This is a genomic window from Amycolatopsis sp. NPDC028719 (assembly GCF_055565395.1).
In genome coordinates this window covers 47,420-60,240 of the sequence record NZ_JBVHUL010000012.1, presented here as the reverse complement: position 1 = coordinate 60,240, position 12,821 = coordinate 47,420, and the positions used below count along the sequence as shown (strand labels likewise).

Here is a 12,821-nt window from a genome sequence, read left to right as displayed (position 1 = left end):
GCTTATTCGGCGTTGAACCGGAAGCCGACGCCGCGGACGGTCGCGATCCGCCGCTCGCCGTCGTGGGCCTTGCTGGTGCGGCCGGCGGCCTCGTCGGCGGCGATGGCGAGCTTCCGCCGCAGCCACGACATGTGCATGTCGAGCGTCTTGGACGTCTTCGACTCGAGGTCGTTCCAGACCTCGGCGAGGATCTCGTCGCGGCTGACGACCTGCCCGGCGCGGCTCATCAGCACGCGCAGCAGCTCGAACTCCTTGTTCGCCAGCTGCACCTCGTGCAGGTCGACGGTGACCAGCCGCGCACCCAGGTCCATCCGCACGCCACCGGCTTCGAGGACTTCGGGAACCCGGCGGCGCAGCAGCGCGCGGATCCGGGCGAGCAGCTCCGCGAGCCGGAACGGCTTGGCGACGTAGTCGTCGGCGCCCGCGTCCAGGCCCACGACGAAGTCGACCTCGTCGGTGCGCGCGGTGAGCATCAGGACGGGCAGCTCGGTGCCGTTCGCCCGGAGCCGCCGGCAGACCTCGAGACCGTCCATGCCGGGCAGCCCGAGGTCGAGCACGAGCAGGTCGACCTTCCGGGCGGCGGTGGCGTCGAGCACCGAAGGGCCGTCGGTGACGACGTGGATCTCGTATCCCTCACGTTCGAGGGCGCGGGAGAGCGGTTCGGCGATGGCCGGATCGTCTTCGGCAAGTAGGACCATGCTCACCTGGCCAACTCTACGGCGAAGAGGCGTGAAACCATCGTGACCGTGCCTGGCTACGGAGATGATCTGGCCCTCGCCACCCGGCTGGCTGACGCCGCCGACGCGATCACGACGGCGCGCTTCCGCGCCCTGGACCTGAGGATCGAGCGCAAGCCCGACCGCACCCCGGTGACGGACGCGGACACCGCGGTGGAAGACGCGATCCGCTCGTTGCTGGCTTCGGAACGACCGGACGACGCGGTGCTCGGCGAGGAGCGCGGCGGTTCGGCCGCGACCGGCCGCGCGTGGGTGCTCGACCCGATCGACGGCACCAAGAACTTCCTCCGGGGTGTACCCGTGTGGGCGACCCTGATCGCTCTCGTCGAAGACGGCGACCCGGTCGTCGGCATGATCAGCGCACCGCTGCTGGGCCGCCGCTGGTGGGCCGCCACGGGTTCGGGCGCGTTCTCGTCCGATTCCGCCGGGACCCGCCGGCTGTCGGTTTCCGGCGTCTCGTCCCTTTCGGACGCTTATCTGTCCACGACGGACGTGAACTCGTGGCGCGAGCACCACTCGCGCGAGAAGTACCTCGAGCTGGTCGACGCGTGCTGGGAGTCCCGCGCGTTCGGCGACTTCTGGCACCACGTACTGGTGGCGGAGGGTGCGCTGGACGTGGCGGCGGAGTGCATCGTGAACCCTTGGGACGTCGCGGCGGCGCAGGTGATCGTCACCGAGGCGGGCGGCCGGTTCAGCGACCTGGACGGCGCCGGCCGGTTCGACAACGGGAGCGCGTTGTCGACGAACGGCCGTCTGCACGACGAAGCGCTGGCGATCCTCAAGCGCTGACGCAAATCCGTGAATGTCGCATTGAGGGACTTGAAGTCCGTCAATGCGACATTCACGGATTTCAGGAACCCGGCAGCAGGCCGACGGCGCCGCGCGCGACCTGCGCCCAGGCCAGCCGGCCGAAGAGGTAGTGGCACGCCACCTGCTCGCTGGTGAACCGCGCCCAGTCGTAGCGGTTGCCCTGCTCCCGCCAGAAGACCTCCCACGCCTCGTCCTCGCCCTGCATCAGGCACCAGGCGTTGTCGACCTCGGCGCCGAGCGAGACGACCTCCGGCGGCACGCCCAGCACGCCGAGCCAGCGCTGGATCGACTGCGTGTTCATCAGTCCTCTTCCCCCTTGGCCTCGGCGAGGTAGCCGAGGGTCACGAGCTCGTCGGCCGCCAGCAGCGCACGGTACCGGGTGCCGCCGCCGACCTGGCCGAACCAGTTCGCGGTCTCCGACCGCCACATCGGCACCGCGCGCACCACGACGTACCGGCGGTACTCGGCGTCCAGCATCCCGGGCGGCAGCGAGCGTTCGGCGAACGGCGTGCCGTCGGCGAAGAACACCCGCCCGTACGCCGGCCCGAAGCGGTCGAGCACGGTGTTCATCGGGACCATCACCGGCTCGCCGTGATCGACGCACCCCTCCGGGTAGTGGTCGCCCGGCGGCCACGCGTACTCCGGCCCGAGTTCGCTGTGCCCGACGACGAACCGGCGGATCCACACGGCCTGCGTCGCCCGCGCGTACGGGACGTAGCCGTCGGTCAGGTGCCGGGGCACCGGCCGCGGCGGCGCGGTCGGCGACCGGCGGAACCCGGCGGTGACGTTGGTGAGCGCCTGGTCGTCGAAGATCAGCCGGGCGTCCGGGTGGTCGTTCGGGCCGAAGCCGTCCGGGTCCTCGGGCAGCGGCAGCTGCAGGGCCGGCCGGTCCATCGCCACCGGCAGGTGCCCGATCGGGAACATGTGCACCAGGAACAGCGCGACGACGCTGCCTCGCTCGGTGCGCGGCGACCCGAGCGCCGGCAGCGGCACGGGTGAACCGGGGTTCGGTGGCGGGCCCGCCACGGGCGGAGGCGGTCCGGCCGGCGCGGGCGGCACCGGCGCGGGCGGGGCCGGTGCCAGCGGGAACGGCGGCAGCAGCGGCGACACCGCGTGCGGCCACGCCGCGGGGGTGCCCGAGGGCGGGGTCGGCGCCTCTTCCAAGGCGCCGGAATCCGTCAGGCCGTACTCAGGCAGCCGGATCGGCCCGGTGTCGAGGTCGGCCTCGACCGGTTCGGAGCCCGCCTCGGAAGGCTCGGTCACACCCATCCTCCGGCTCGGTCGGTGCCCGCGGGCACACTGTTCGACTCGGCCGCGGCCGGTCCCCCTTGATACCGCACGCACCGCGTGCGGGTGCGGGCGAGGTCAGCTTTTTTCCGGGGGCTCCGGGTGGCGGAGCCCCCGGCCCGGGGCGAAGCCCCGGATGTCACCGCTCAGCGCGGTCACCACGCGGGACGGGCTCGGGCGGCCGAGCTGTCCCGCCATCCACGCGCTGGCCGCCACCAGCGTGTCCAGGTCGACCCCGGTGGCCACCCCGAGGCCCTCCAGCATCCACACCAGGTCCTCGGTCGCCAGGTTCCCCGTGGCCGACTCGGCGTACGGGCAGCCGCCGAGCCCGCCCGCCGAAGAGTCCACTGTCGACACTCCACATCGGAGCGCCGCCAGCGTGTTGGCCAGAGCCTGACCATAGGTGTCGTGGAAGTGCACGGCCAAAGTACCGACATCGCCGAACAGCCCGACCAGGTTCTCGACCTGGCCCGCGGTCGCGACGCCGATGGTGTCGCCCAGCGAAAGCTGCGAGCACCCCATGTCCAGCAGGCGGCGGCCGGCGTCGGCGACCTGCTTCGCCGGCACGGCGCCCTCCCACGGGTCGCCGAAGCACATCGAGAGATAGCCGCGCACGTCCAGGCCGGCTTCCCGCGCCCGCGTCACGACCGGCTCGAACATCGCGAACTGCTCGTCCAGCGACGAGTTGAGGTTCTTCCGCGCGAACGTCTCCGTCGCGCTGGCGAAGATCGCGATGTGCTCGACACCCGCGTCGAGGGCCCGGTTCAGGCCCTTATCGTTCGGCACCAGCACCGGGTAGCGGACGCCTTCGCGGCGCTCGAGCCCGGCCAGCAGCTGCTCGGCGTCGGCCAGCTGCGGCACCCACTTGGGGTGCACGAAACTCGTCGCCTCGAGCGTCGTCAGGCCGGCGCCCGCGAGCCGGTCGAGGAACTCCAGCTTGACCTCGACCGGGACGATCGTCTTCTCGTTCTGCAGCCCGTCCCGCGGGCCGACCTCCCAGATCGTGACCCGCTCCGGCAGCTCGCCCGCCGAGGGGACCCGCTCCGGCAGGCCCAGTTCGCGCGTGCCCATCAGCGGCGTCGGTCGCCGCGCGGCGGGTGCCCGCCCTGGGGCGGCAGCGGCTCGGTCTGCTGCGGCTGCTGCGGGCCGCCCGCGCGGTAGTCGTCGTACGGGTTGTCGTTGACCTCGCGGTAGATCACGGTGTGCACCTTCTCGACGTGCGGGATGTCCTCGAACCGCAGCGGCTCGGCCGACGCCGACTCGATGATCAGCGTGCCGCAGCCGAAGACCCGGTCCAGCAGGTCGTGCTCGAACTGGACGCTGTTGATCCGCCCCATCGGGATGTCGATGCCGGTGCGCTTCAGGACGCCTTCGCGGGCGATGAGGCGGTCGGTGGTCACGATGAAGTGGGTGGTGCGCCAGCGCACGAGCGGCACCAGGAACAGCCACACGATCAGCACCAGGGCGACGACGCCGATGGCGATCAGCCCGACCGTGTTCCACGGCGAGCCGGCGTCCTTCGCGAGGATCGCCAGCCAGATACCGGCGCCCAGGGTGACCAGGAAAGCGAGCGTCGGGAAGATCAGCATCTTGAAGTGGGGGTGACTGTGCACCACGACGTGCTCTTGCTCGCTGAGCAAATCGTCCGGATAAGCCACGGCGGACGCTCCCAAGGTCGGTGCGGCGATGTCGCTTCACCGTACCGGCGAGACGCCCGGCCGGTGAGTGCAACGCCCCGAAGAATCAGGCCGGGCGGACGTGGACCACGTCACCCGCGAACACGGTGTGCCGGCGGCCGCCGGTCAGGTCGACCTGCAGCTGCCCGGCGGCGTCGATGTCGGCCGCGCGGCCGACGAGCGACGTACCGTCCGGCAGCTGCACCTCGACGTCCTGGCCGAGGGTCGCGCAATGGGCGCGGTAGTCGCCCAGCAGGCCGGCTTCGGTGAGGTCGCCGCCCGCGAGCCGCCAGCGCTTCTCGAGGTCGTCGAGCTCCGTGAGCAGCGCGATCGCGACGTCGGTGCGGTCGGTGTTCGTGGCGCCCAGCTCGGCGAGCGACGTCGCGGGCAGGCCGCCCGGGCCCGGCTGGACGTCGCCGAGCGGCAGGACGTTGAGGCCGACGCCGAGCACGAGCGACGGCGGGTTCCCGGCGACGGCCTCGGCGAGGATCCCGGCGCACTTGGCGCCGCCGGAGAGGACGTCGTTGGGCCACTTCAGCACGGCGTCGACCCCGACGCCGGCCGCGGCCGCCCGGACGGCGAGCCCGGCGACGACGGAGAGTGACCCCAGCGCCGTGAACGGGACGCCCGGCCGCAGCGCCACGCTGAGGTACAGCCCGGCGCCCTTCGGCGAACTCCACTGGCGCGCTCGCCTGCCCACCCCGGCGGTCTGCTCCTCGGCCAGCAGAACGGTCCGGTCCGCGGCGCCGTCGTCGAGGGCTTTCCGCAGGTCGGCGTTGGTGGAGCCGGTGCGCTCGACGACGTCGATCTTCGCGTACCGGTCCTTGAGCGCCGCGGTCAGCCGGGCGGCGTCGATCTCTGCCATGTGTCCACCATATGGGAGTCCCCCTAACGTGCAAGGCGTTCGCTCGTTCACACAGAGGTGCGCTCTTCTAAATTGGACCCTGTGACGACCAAGCCGACTTCCTGGGCCCGCGGTGCGGCCTTGCGCGGCCTCGTCGCGCTGCCGCTCGTCGCGGGTCTGGTGGCCGCGGGCTGGCTGCTGGCCGACCGGTCGCCGGAGCCCGCTCCGGCGGCTCCCCTGCCGGTGGCGCGGGACGCGGCCGCGGCTTCGGGTCCCTCGGTCCTCGAAGTCAGCGCACCCGTGAAGGCCCAGGAACCGGGCCAGGGCGCGGCCGGCCAGGGTGGCAAGAGCCCGCTGCAGCAGTGGGCCGGCCAGCTGGCCGGGCCCCTCGACATCCCGGCGGACGCGTTGATCGGCTACGCGAACGGCGAGCTGGCGCTGCGGAGCGAAGACCCGTCGTGCCACCTCTCGTGGGTGACGCTGGCGGGGGTCGGCTCGGCCGCGTCGAACCACGGCCGGTCCGGCGGGAACCTCCTGGGCCTGACCGCGGCCCAGAGCAAGAAGTACGGCACCGACGCTTCGATCGCGGCCGGGCGCGCCCTGTGCGCGGGCGGCACCGACCTCGGCGCGGGCGCGGGCTGGTGGAAGGCCATCGCGGCCTACCACCCGGGCAACGACACGGAGCTGTTCCGGCAGCGCGTCCTCGGCATGGCCCAGCTGTACGCGACGCTCTCCCTGGACCCGGCGGCGGCCGATTCGGCCCGGGTCCGCGCGACCCGGTTCGCCCTGGGCCAGCTCGGCCTCCCGTACGTCTGGGGCGGCAACGGCCCCGACGCGGGCGCGGCGGGCTTCGACTGCTCGGGCCTGACGAAGGCGTCGTACGACAGCGCGGGCGTGGCCCTGCCGCGCACGGCGGACAGCCAGTTCCGCGCGCTCCCGCCGGTGCCGGCTTCGCAGGAGCCCCGCCTGGGCGACCTGGTGTTCTACGGCAGCCCGGCGACGCGCATCCACCACGTGGGCCTGTACCTGGGCAACGGCCTGATGATCAACGCCCCGACCGAGGGCCAGGCGATCCAGATCCACACGTACCACTCGAAGGGCGACGACTACGCGGGCGCGGGCCGCCCGGCCTGAGTCAGCTCCCCCATCGCCCGCGCCAGCAGCGCGGCCTCCTCCTCGGGCAGCGACTGTCCCAGCCGCACCATCTGCACGGCGGTCAGCAACGCCGTCCGGTCGTCCGCCGTCCCGAGGTCACCGAGGTAAGGCGGCAGCAGCACCCCGAGCGCCCGGAAGTCCTTGCGCTCGCACAACTTGCCGAGCAGCTCGGTCAGCGCGGCGCTCCCGCCGTCGTCCGTCCGCAAGGCGGCGGCGATCGTGAACCGCATCCCGTCGCGGTACGGCCCGGCCGGCACGTCCTGGAGGCGCGCGGCCGCCTGCCGGTAGTGCTCCTGCGCCCGCTCGGCGTCTCCGAGCTCTTCGTGCGCGCGGGCCAGGTTCAGGTGCAGCGACGGGTAGAACCCGCGGACCCGCTCGTCCCCCACGCGGTCCGCGCGCTCCAGGCACTCCTGGTTCCAGCGCAGCACGTCCTCGGGAGTCGTCTGGTGCCGGGCGAGGTAGTGCGCCGCGACGCAGGCGCCGTAGTCGTCGGTCGCCGCGTCCCAGGCCCGCTCGAACAGCGCGTGCGCGTCTTCGTTGCGGCCTGCCGCTTCGGCTTGCATGCCCTCAGCGCACAGGCGCACGACGGCGTCGTCGAGATCCATGGCGCCCAGGCTAGCGTTTTTGTCGGTGGTCGCCGCTAGCTTCGGCACCATGTACGAAGTCGACTTCGCCGAGTTCCCGTCCACGTCGGCCACCGCGTCCGGCGAGTTCTTCGCGCGCGCCTTCGGCTGGGAGGTGACGCCGTACGGGCCGGCGTACGCGGACGTCCGCGCGCCCGGCCTCACCTTCGGTTTCCAGGCCGACCCGGCCGAGCAACCCCGCGCGCCCCTGGTCACGATCCGCACGGACGACCTGGCGGCGGCCCGCACCGCGGTCGTCGCGGCCGGTGGGGAGGTGACGAGGGAACCGTTCGGCTTCCCCGGTGGCCGCCGCTTCCACTTCCGCGAGCCCGGCGGCAGCGAGCTGGCGGTGTGGTGCCCGGAATAGCCGTCACGACACCGCGGTGACGCCGTAGTACGTCGCGGGATCGGCGGTTTCCAGCGGCAGGCCGAGCGCGAACCGCGTCACGAGGTCCGGGTTCGCGACGAAGTGCCGGGAGTACGACACCGCGTCGGCGATCCCGGCCCGGATCGCGGCGTCCCCGGAGTCGCGGTCGAAGCCGTTGTTCACGATGAGCGAGCCACCGAACAGACGCCGATACCGTGCGAAGCCGGTGAAGTCCGGCCCGGCGTCGGGTCCGCGAAGGTGCAGGTACGCGACATCGAGCCCGGCGACCAGCTCGTCGTATTCGGCGCGCAGGGATTCATCCACAGTGAACAGTCCGCCCGTCCACCACGGCGAAAGCCGTACCCCGACAGCGATTCCGGAGGCACGCACGGCGTCGACGATCTCCAGCAGCAGTTTGGGCCGGCAACGCCCGTACGCGTCGGTGCGGCGGTTCGACCGCGGGTGCAGGAACTGCGCGAGCAGGTACACGCCGTTGGCCGCCACCTCGACGCCGTCGAAGCCGGCCCGCCGCGCGTTTTCCGCCGCCGCGCCGTAGTCCGCGACGACGGCCCGGATCTCGGCCACGCTCATCTCGCGCGGAGTCACCGTCGGCCGCCGGCCCGAGGCGGTGTGCACGGACTCTTCCGGGTTCACCGCCGACGGGCCGGCCGGCCGCGCGCCGAGGAACTCCGGGTGTGAGACCGCGCCGGTGTGCCACAGCTGCACCACGATCCGGCCGCCGAGAGCGTGCACGACGTCCGTGACCTGGCGCCAGCCGGCGACCTGGTCCTCGGTGTACAGCCCGGGAACGTCCAGGAATCCGACGGCCCGCTCACTCACCCAGGTGCCTTCGGTGACGATCAGCCCGGCGCCGGCACGCTCCGCGTAGTAGGCGGCCTGCGGTTCACCGGGCACGCCGCCGGGAACGTGCGCTCGGGTCGTCGGCGCCAGCACCACGCGGTTCGGCAGGCGCCATCCGGCCAGGTCGGCGGGGGTCAGCAAGCTCATCGGTCACCTCTGGTCGCAGCGATTCGTCGGGAGTGCGACGGTGGGTGCGGGCGAAAGGTGACCGATGGACGAGCTGGCCCGGGAGTTCGAGGCCGAACGCACGAGGCTGCGCGGGCTGGCCTTCCGGCTGCTCGGCTCGGCGGCCGAGGCGGACGACGCCGTCCAGGAAGCCTGGCTGCGGCTGAACCGGGTGGACTCCGTCGACAACCTGGCGGCCTGGCTGACGACGGTCGTCTCCCGCGTCTGTCTCGACGTCCTGCGCTCGCGGAAGGCCCGTCGCGAGGACCCCTTCGACGTCGTGCCGGAGCCCACGGCCGACGCCGATCCGGCCGGCGAGGCCGAGCTGGCCGACTCGGTGGGCCGCGCGCTGCTCGTGGTGCTGGACGCGCTGGGCCCGGCCGAGCGGATCGCGTTCGTGCTGCACGACCTGTTCGCCGTGCCGTTCGACCGGATCGCCCCGGTGCTCGACCGCACGCCGGTGGCGGCGAAGAAGCTCGCGAGCCGCGCGCGGCACCGGGTCCACGGCGCGTCTCCGCTGCCCCCGGCCGACCTGACGCGGCACCGCCGGGTCGTCGACGCGTTCCTGGCCGCGGCCCGCGGCGGCGATCTCGGGGAGCTCCTGGACGTCCTGGCTCCGGACGTCGTCCGCCACGCCGACGCGGCCGCCCTGCCGGCCGGAGCGGCCCTCGAGACCCGCGGGGCCCGTGCCGTGGCCGAGGAGACGCAGGTGTTCGGCAAACGGGCTCACTTCGCCGAGGCGGCCCTGGTGGACGGCGCGGTCGGCGTCGTCGTGGCCCCGCGCGGCCGGCTGCTGCTCGCGCTCGCGGTGACGGTCGAGGGCGAGCGGGTGGCGGCGTACGAGGTGATCGCGGACCCCGCCCGGCTCGCCGCGCTGCACGTCACGCTCCTCAGCGCTTGATCCGGTAGGAGAGGTGCGTGACGCCGGTCCCCTCGACGACCTCGGGCCCGGTCAGCTCGGTGGTGGCGTCGAGCTGGTCGAAGAACCGGACACCCGAGCCGAGCAGCACCGGGACGAGGTCGACCTGGATGCCGTCGAGCAGGCCGAGGTTGAGGCACTGCTGCGCGATCTTGGTGCTGGCGACCGCGACGTTCTTGTCGCCGGCGACCTTCTTGGCCTGCTCGACGGCGCTGGCGACGCCGTCGGTGACGAAGGTGAACGGCGCGTCCGGGTGCGGCCAGTCCGCGGGTGCCTCGTGGGTGACGACGAAGACCGGCGCCCCCATCGGGTGCTGCCCGCCCCAGCCCTGGGTGATGTCGAACAGGTGCCGGCCCGCGATCAGCGCGCCGACGTTCTCCATGGCGTCGCGGAGCATCTTCGCGCTGGCTTCGGAGGTCTTGAAGGTGGCCCACTCGACGGCGGTCGGCACCTCGACGTCGCCGTTGCCGAACCACCCGAACAGGTGGTCGATGCGGTCCTGCGGGTCGGCGACGAAGCCGTCGAGGGACATGGACATGTTGGCGATGACGTCGGCCATTTCTAGCTCCTTTGTGCTGGTCGGAGGCGGTTTGCCTCGCTGATGAGAAGTCTTGCGCGATCGCCCGGCCGGAAGATCTGCCACCTGGCCGACATCCGTCGGCGGGTGGCCGATGCCTTGACAGGCACCCGCGCCTTGGCAACTATGAACGAGTGTTCATGAACGCGTGTTCACGATGAAGGAGATGGGGATGACCGGGATCGTCAACACCGCGCAGGCCGAGGCTTGGAACGGCTACGAGGGGGAGCACTGGGCGTCGCACGCCGACCGCTACGACGCGGTGAACGACGGGTTCAACGGCTACGTGCTCGACCGGGTGGGCCGGGACGACCGGGTGCTCGACATCGGCTGCGGCAACGGCCGGCTGACGCGGCTCGCGGCGGCGCGGGCCCGGTCGGCGACCGGGGTCGACCTGTCCGGGCCGATGCTCGCGACCGCGCGGGCACGGGCGGCGGAGGTGCCGAACGTGGCCTTCGAACAGGGTGACGTCCAGGTGCACCCGTTCGCCGAAGGCGGGTTCGACCTGGCGGTCAGCCGGTTCGGGGTGATGTTCTTCGCCGATCCGGTGGCGGCGTTCGCCAACGTCCGGCGGGCCCTGAGCCCCGGCGGACGGCTCGCGTTCCTCTGCATGGCGGCGCTCGCCGGCACCGATCTCGGCAAGGTGTTCGGGGCGATGGCGGCGTACCTCCCCCAGCCGACGGGTCCGGACGGCAGCGGCCCGACGTCGTTCGCGGACCCGAGCCGCACGACGGCGGTCCTGACCGAAGCCGGCTTCGAGGACGTGGAGTGCACCCGCGTCGAGGCCGACCAGGTCTGGGGCCGTGACGTCCCGGACGCGGCGCGGTTCATCAGCGACTGGGGGCCGGTCCGCCACCACCTGGGCATGGTCGACACCGCGACCGCCGCCAAGGCGACCGAAGCGCTGACGGCGGCGCTCGAGCCGTTCGCGGGCCCGGAGGCGGTCCGCCTGCGCGGGGCGGCGTGGCTGGTCACGGGAAGGAGGTCCTAGGACGCTGGTTCTACGATGGCGGTGATGTCACCGAGGAAAGCCGCGGCTCAGCGGGACGGCCAGTCCCTGCACGACCTGCTGGTCGAAACCGCTCAGAAGATGATCGCCACGCACGGGACGACCGGGATGACCGTGCGCGAGATCGCGCGCATGGCGGGTGTCGCCGACGGCGTGCTCTACAACCACTTCTCCGACAAGGAGGAGCTGGTGGCCAGGGCCCTCCTGGAGCACGTGCGCACGACGGAAGCCGAGCTGGGCGAGCTGCCGGTGGCCGGCGAAGGGACGTTGGAGGGGAACCTCCGCCGCCACCTGGAGTTCGGCCTCGCCCTGCACGAGGTGATCGTGCCGGCGTTCAGCGGCCTGCTCGGGCAGCCGAGGGTGCTGGAGCGGTTCGCCGAGATCAGCGAGCGATCCGGCTACTGGCGCGACCGCCTGCTGGCTTACCTGAGGGAGGAGCGCACCCTCGGCAGGCTGCGCCCGGAGTCCGAAGTGGACGCGACGGCGGCCATGCTGGTCGGCTACTGCCACGCCTCGGTCATGGCGGCGGTCTTCCCGCACACGGGCCCGCTCGACCCGCCCACGGTGGACTCGGTGGTGCGGGCGGCCCTCGACGGCATCGCACCCTGACACCGCCCTTCGCCCGCTTCACAGGGTTTCCGCCATCGGTATCCGTCCTTTGTGGAATTCTCGACACCTAGGCCGCCATTCGCACGGCAGAAAGGCAAAGACCGATGGGCTCCGCCGCGATACCCTCGCGGTGTGGACGACGTCGAGGTCCGTGAGCTGCGGTACTTCCGCGCGGTCGCCGAAGAGCTGAACTTCTCCCGCGCCGCCGAGCGGCTCGGGATGGCGCAGCCACCGTTGTCCCGCGCGATCCGGTTGCTGGAGCGGCGGCTGGGCGTCCAGCTCTTCGAACGCACCAGCCGGCACGTCGAGCTGACACCGGCTGGGAACGTCCTGTTCACGGAGTCGGCGAAGGCACTGGACGCGGTCACGGCCGCCGTCCGGCGCACTCGCCGGGCGGCGCAGGAGCTGCCGGCGCTCGTCGTCACCGCGAAACCCGGGTTCGCCACCGAACTGCTGCAGCGGATCGCCGACCGGCACCCGGACCCGGTCGAGATCCGGCTCGGCGGGTTCGGCGGGTTCGGCGCGCGGACGGCCATACTGCGCGACGGCCCGGCCGACGTGGCGTTGGTCGGCTGCCCGGGCGGCCACGGCGACCTGGACGTCGAGGTGCTCGTGACCGAGCCTCGGGTCGCCGCGCTCCCGGTGCGGCACGAGCTGGCGCACCGGGCGTCGCTGACCTGCGCGGACTTCACCGGCCGGGCGACGCCGTCCTGGCCGGACGCGTCGGCCGCCGACCGGGCCTACTGGTCGGGCCGGGACGTGACCGGCGGCCCGGTCACGCCGGGGCCGGTGGTGCACGACAGCGCGCAGCTGCTGGAGACGATCGCACTCGGGCAGGCGATCGCGCTGCTGCCGGTGTCGTTCGCGGAGGGGCACCCGCGGGCCGACGTCGTCTACCGGCCCGTCGCCGACGCGACGCCGTACTCTCTGGCCCTCGCCTGGCCGGCGGGCGCACGGGACCTGCGGATCGCGCGGTTCGTCCGGACGGCCGTCGAGGTCAGCGAAGCACTATCTCGACCGCGAGCCGTCCCGGCGGGGTGACCGAGGGATCACCGGTGGCGCCCGCACGTCCGCGGCCTCGGGCTCGGGCTCGGGCTCGGGCTCGAACAGCGCACGCAGCTGCTCGGCCGGCGACCACGCCTCCGTGACCACGTAAAGCCGTGCCGGGTGCTGTCGCCTGGG

The 12,821-nt window shown here is 72.7% G+C and carries 15 protein-coding genes and 1 pseudogene; 7 read left to right on the top strand and 9 right to left on the bottom strand.

Annotation, left to right across the window (positions count from 1 at the left end; all coding sequences use genetic code 11):
• Positions 1-2: 2 nt before the first annotated feature.
• A complete protein-coding gene (locus ACZ4TR_RS40550; RefSeq protein WP_364518950.1) occupies positions 3-698 on the bottom strand; it encodes a response regulator transcription factor in 696 nt (231 codons plus the stop codon).
• A gap of 42 nt (positions 699-740) precedes the next feature.
• Here ACZ4TR_RS40550 and hisN point away from each other — a divergent pair, with 42 nt between their 5' ends.
• The gene (gene hisN, locus ACZ4TR_RS40545) at positions 741-1,526 is read left to right on the top strand and encodes a histidinol-phosphatase (protein ID WP_465293449.1); all 786 of its coding nucleotides are present in this window, start codon (positions 741-743) and stop codon (positions 1,524-1,526) included.
• A gap of 61 nt (positions 1,527-1,587) precedes the next feature.
• Here the strand turns inward: hisN and ACZ4TR_RS40540 are convergent, their stop codons facing one another.
• The 5 genes and pseudogenes from ACZ4TR_RS40540 to ACZ4TR_RS40520 all read right to left on the bottom strand — a co-directional run bounded on the left by ACZ4TR_RS40540 (position 1,588) and on the right by ACZ4TR_RS40520 (position 5,375).
• Positions 1,588-1,848, bottom strand: coding sequence for a hypothetical protein (locus tag ACZ4TR_RS40540; RefSeq protein ID WP_003105220.1), 261 nt, complete (start codon positions 1,846-1,848; stop codon positions 1,588-1,590).
• Positions 1,848-2,816, bottom strand: coding sequence for a TNT domain-containing protein (locus tag ACZ4TR_RS40535; RefSeq protein ID WP_465293448.1), 969 nt, complete (start codon positions 2,814-2,816; stop codon positions 1,848-1,850). The genes ACZ4TR_RS40540 and ACZ4TR_RS40535 overlap by 1 nt, the downstream gene beginning before the upstream one ends.
• Positions 2,817-2,975: 159 nt before the next feature.
• Positions 2,976-3,905 (bottom strand): annotated as a pseudogene (locus tag ACZ4TR_RS40530) (hydroxymethylglutaryl-CoA lyase); the annotation flags it as partial.
• Complete coding sequence (locus tag ACZ4TR_RS40525) at positions 3,905-4,492, bottom strand: PH domain-containing protein (RefSeq protein ID WP_364518768.1); 588 nt, start codon at positions 4,490-4,492, stop codon at positions 3,905-3,907. The gene ACZ4TR_RS40525 and the pseudogene ACZ4TR_RS40530, both read right to left, overlap by 1 nt.
• A gap of 85 nt (positions 4,493-4,577) precedes the next feature.
• Positions 4,578-5,375: a biotin--[acetyl-CoA-carboxylase] ligase gene (locus tag ACZ4TR_RS40520; RefSeq protein WP_364518770.1), complete on the bottom strand. Its 798-nt coding sequence runs from the start codon at positions 5,373-5,375 to the stop codon at positions 4,578-4,580.
• 81 nt (positions 5,376-5,456) lie between these two features.
• On the opposite strand from ACZ4TR_RS40520, the gene ACZ4TR_RS40515 reads away from it, so the two are divergent.
• A complete protein-coding gene (locus tag ACZ4TR_RS40515) occupies positions 5,457-6,488 on the top strand; it encodes a C40 family peptidase (protein ID WP_465293447.1) in 1,032 nt (343 codons plus the stop codon).
• On the opposite strand, the gene ACZ4TR_RS40510 is transcribed toward ACZ4TR_RS40515, so the two are convergent.
• Complete coding sequence (locus ACZ4TR_RS40510) at positions 6,461-7,114, bottom strand: hypothetical protein (protein WP_465293446.1); 654 nt, start codon at positions 7,112-7,114, stop codon at positions 6,461-6,463. The two genes, ACZ4TR_RS40515 and ACZ4TR_RS40510, sit on opposite strands and share 28 nt — an antisense overlap.
• A gap of 49 nt (positions 7,115-7,163) precedes the next feature.
• On the opposite strand from ACZ4TR_RS40510, the gene ACZ4TR_RS40505 reads away from it, so the two are divergent.
• Entirely contained in the window at positions 7,164-7,499 is a 336-nt protein-coding gene (locus ACZ4TR_RS40505) for a VOC family protein (RefSeq protein ID WP_465293445.1), read from the top strand.
• Between the two features lie 3 nt (positions 7,500-7,502).
• Here ACZ4TR_RS40505 and ACZ4TR_RS40500 read toward each other — a convergent pair whose 3' ends face one another.
• A complete protein-coding gene (locus ACZ4TR_RS40500; protein WP_465293444.1) occupies positions 7,503-8,507 on the bottom strand; it encodes an alkene reductase in 1,005 nt (334 codons plus the stop codon).
• A 64-nt stretch (positions 8,508-8,571) separates the two neighbouring features.
• Between ACZ4TR_RS40500 and ACZ4TR_RS40495 the strand changes: the two genes are divergently transcribed.
• Positions 8,572-9,426, top strand: a complete 855-nt coding sequence (locus tag ACZ4TR_RS40495) for a sigma-70 family RNA polymerase sigma factor (protein WP_465293443.1) — start codon at positions 8,572-8,574, stop codon at positions 9,424-9,426.
• On the opposite strand, the gene ACZ4TR_RS40490 is transcribed toward ACZ4TR_RS40495, so the two are convergent.
• The gene (locus tag ACZ4TR_RS40490; RefSeq protein ID WP_465293442.1) at positions 9,416-10,003 is read right to left on the bottom strand and encodes a dihydrofolate reductase family protein; all 588 of its coding nucleotides are present in this window, start codon (positions 10,001-10,003) and stop codon (positions 9,416-9,418) included. The two genes, ACZ4TR_RS40495 and ACZ4TR_RS40490, sit on opposite strands and share 11 nt — an antisense overlap.
• 190 nt (positions 10,004-10,193) lie before the next feature.
• On the opposite strand from ACZ4TR_RS40490, the gene ACZ4TR_RS40485 reads away from it, so the two are divergent.
• The 3 genes from ACZ4TR_RS40485 to ACZ4TR_RS40475 all read left to right on the top strand — a co-directional run bounded on the left by ACZ4TR_RS40485 (position 10,194) and on the right by ACZ4TR_RS40475 (position 12,680).
• Positions 10,194-11,012, top strand: coding sequence for a class I SAM-dependent methyltransferase (locus tag ACZ4TR_RS40485; RefSeq protein WP_465293441.1), 819 nt, complete (start codon positions 10,194-10,196; stop codon positions 11,010-11,012).
• Positions 11,013-11,027: 15 nt separating this feature from the next.
• Positions 11,028-11,639: a TetR/AcrR family transcriptional regulator gene (locus ACZ4TR_RS40480; RefSeq protein WP_465293440.1), complete on the top strand. Its 612-nt coding sequence runs from the start codon at positions 11,028-11,030 to the stop codon at positions 11,637-11,639.
• A 132-nt stretch (positions 11,640-11,771) separates the two neighbouring features.
• A complete protein-coding gene (locus ACZ4TR_RS40475) occupies positions 11,772-12,680 on the top strand; it encodes a LysR family transcriptional regulator (protein WP_465293439.1) in 909 nt (302 codons plus the stop codon).
• Positions 12,681-12,821 lie beyond the last annotated feature (141 nt).

Bases quoted from the DNA above. Each gene is read 5' to 3' on its own strand.
- ACZ4TR_RS40485 (WP_465293441.1), top strand. From the start codon at position 10,194: ATGACCGGGATCGTCAACACCGCGCAGGCCGAGGCTTGGAACGGCTAC.
- ACZ4TR_RS40490 (WP_465293442.1), bottom strand. From the start codon at position 10,003: ATGGCCGACGTCATCGCCAACATGTCCATGTCCCTCGACGGCTTCGTC.
- ACZ4TR_RS40540 (WP_003105220.1), bottom strand. From the start codon at position 1,848: ATGAACACGCAGTCGATCCAGCGCTGGCTCGGCGTGCTGGGCGTGCCG.
- ACZ4TR_RS40520 (WP_364518770.1), bottom strand. From the start codon at position 5,375: ATGGCAGAGATCGACGCCGCCCGGCTGACCGCGGCGCTCAAGGACCGG.
- ACZ4TR_RS40550 (WP_364518950.1), bottom strand. From the start codon at position 698: ATGGTCCTACTTGCCGAAGACGATCCGGCCATCGCCGAACCGCTCTCC.
- ACZ4TR_RS40510 (WP_465293446.1), bottom strand. From the start codon at position 7,114: ATGGATCTCGACGACGCCGTCGTGCGCCTGTGCGCTGAGGGCATGCAA.
- ACZ4TR_RS40505 (WP_465293445.1), top strand. From the start codon at position 7,164: ATGTACGAAGTCGACTTCGCCGAGTTCCCGTCCACGTCGGCCACCGCG.
- ACZ4TR_RS40480 (WP_465293440.1), top strand. From the start codon at position 11,028: ATGGCGGTGATGTCACCGAGGAAAGCCGCGGCTCAGCGGGACGGCCAG.
- ACZ4TR_RS40495 (WP_465293443.1), top strand. From the start codon at position 8,572: ATGGACGAGCTGGCCCGGGAGTTCGAGGCCGAACGCACGAGGCTGCGC.
- ACZ4TR_RS40500 (WP_465293444.1), bottom strand. From the start codon at position 8,507: ATGAGCTTGCTGACCCCCGCCGACCTGGCCGGATGGCGCCTGCCGAAC.
- ACZ4TR_RS40535 (WP_465293448.1), bottom strand. From the start codon at position 2,816: ATGGGTGTGACCGAGCCTTCCGAGGCGGGCTCCGAACCGGTCGAGGCC.